The sequence below is a fragment of the Corynebacterium sp. HMSC06C06 genome (assembly GCF_001807295.1).
GTDB classification, from domain to species: domain Bacteria; phylum Actinomycetota; class Actinomycetes; order Mycobacteriales; family Mycobacteriaceae; genus Corynebacterium; species Corynebacterium striatum.
The window spans coordinates 1-1,763 of sequence record NZ_KV788519.1; the positions used below are offsets into that span (position 1 = coordinate 1).

Annotated in this window: 1 protein-coding gene; it reads left to right on the forward strand. The window is 60.7% G+C overall.

The window, feature by feature from the left end; all coding sequences use genetic code 11:
* Positions 1-819: 819 nt before the first annotated feature.
* Positions 820-975 (forward strand): hypothetical protein, encoded by a 156-nt coding sequence (locus tag HMPREF3153_RS12795; protein ID WP_008484778.1) that lies wholly within the window; start codon positions 820-822, stop codon positions 973-975.
* Positions 976-1,763 lie beyond the last annotated feature (788 nt).

Here is a 1,763-nt window from a genome sequence, read left to right on the forward strand (position 1 = left end):
CTCCATAAGCTCGGCAAACTCACGCACCGCAAGCACTAACTCCTGGTGCTCATCACTGACGTAAAACTCGCGCCCCATCCGGAGATCGCGAGTCATCTCCCTGACGACACGAGCCGCGTCAGCCACCTCCTCTCTAGGGGTACGCAGCTTCAGCGTGGCTTGCTCATGCGCCTGCGCCAACTCCTCTTGGTGCTGTCGCCTACGGCGCTCACGCGACGCAGCAGCGCGGCATGCACCCGAGCAAAACCGGGCCTGCCGCCCACGCGGATCCGTCCGTTGCGGGATTGGTTTGCCGCACCTTTCGCAGACTTCTTTTTGGGTCGCCATACCCCCACTTTATCGCACGTGCGATAAAACCTGCCAGGCACTGAAATGCCTGGTCACCCGATGTCACTAAGAGTGCATATAGTGTGTATCTCCCCAGCCGCTTCGCGGCGTGGGCTCGGTCCGGTTCCTCCGGCCCGAAAATCAGGCGACAGACCGCCGCAAGACTGCCCGGCTTGTCCGCTAGGACTGGCGGGTGGGCCAGCAACATATTTGGGTACATTCCGCCCGACCGCGCTTGTCAGTCCTGCAGGGCGGTGTGACGGCTTCACACGGCGCGCTGTGTGCCCGTCTAAGCGATTAAAGACCCGGCGGCGGTACCCATGGAGGGCTGGGGGCTTCTGCGCGATTGAGCGCGCGAGGACTGAACCGGGGCAACCGAGCCGGACGGCTCGGGCGGCAGCTCGACGGCGAGCACCTGGAGCCGGACAACGCGGCGGTTGCGATATTCCTTTTCCGCACGACCGAAATACGGGACGTGCAAAGGAGCTTCGTATGCAAAGAAACCCGAACCCCCGCACCAGTCTTAGGCGACTCTCCGAGCTGCGCTCGCTCGCACTAGGCGCTGCCCTGGGCGCAATACTTGCCGACCCCATGGCCACGATCCACGGTTGGGCCGAACTACTCGACCTGCTCGTCTTCTGGCGCTAGCGGCAACACACTATTGGCACTCTTAGTGTTAATCGGGTCTGGGCCAGATTCACCGCTTCTTGCTCACCCAGTTGGTTGCTGGATTAGCGCCCATCTGGCTCCCTCTCAAAGCTTCTTAGCCCCTCTAGGAGTGGCGGCGCCTGCGGCGGGCTTCTATCGAATTCGCTTTCGCTCATTCGGCTTATTTTTCGACTGGACGGCGTGACCAGAAGGCCACCTGCGCGCCCCTCCGGGCGGGAGCGCTTGGGAAGGGCGCCCCCGCCCTACCCTTATTTCTAAGGGCTGGGTCGGGGGCAGAATCTGCTGGTCTCCGGTATGGGATGGCAGGTGTAGGTATGCCAGATTCCGGCCAAGGTAGTTAATCCTCGGCACCGTACGGCGTGTGTAAAAGCTCTGGCGCGTCTCAAGCTAATTGACTGCGCGGGCGTACTCCTGGGGCTGGTCGTCCTCTGCTCCGGCCTTGCGGCTTAGGAACCCCAGCAGGCTGTTTACTCGGTTGCTTAGTCAGCCCCTCTAACGGTGCTCTCAACCCGCGGGTTAGGCGGGGGGGTTATTTCATTTCTCCGGGCACGATCCCGGCGCGCTGCTTGTCCCACTCGCAGTCACGGGCGTCTACGTGGTACGCTACATATTGATTTAGATAGCTAGAGAAGACCCTAACACTTCGGTGTTGGGGTCTTTTCGTTTGTCAGGGGTTTTTGCGGGAAAAATTAAAAACTTTTTCTCAAAAGCCGAGCGCCGGCATTAACGTCGGCGCTTTTTCTTTGCCCTACGGGCGGCACGATTCA